Origin of the sequence: Romboutsia sp. 13368, assembly GCF_018336475.1 — a bacterium.
In the GTDB taxonomy this organism is placed as follows: Bacteria; Bacillota; Clostridia; order Peptostreptococcales; family Peptostreptococcaceae; genus Romboutsia.
On the sequence record NZ_CP048741.1, the window covers coordinates 359,580 to 359,885 of the forward strand.

The window sequence follows — 306 nt, forward strand, 5'->3', positions numbered from 1 at the left end:
GTTAGAGAYACATTAGCTATAGAAATTTTAATAAGTAAATATTGCAAAAAAGATAAATAAAAAATCTTAGTAAATAAATACTAAGATTTTTTACTTACTAGGATTTTATGATACCTTAATATCTGTTGATAACTTATGCATTAAAGCAATATCAATAGGTGTAGAAAAGTAAAAAATGATACTTTTGAGCAACGGATGTATCCGCAGCGGTAGCAAGGATATATCGTTGGCGAAATGAGCGAAGCGAATTTTTTATTTATCTTTTATTTATAAAAATAAAAACCCTCGATAATATCAAGGGTTAGT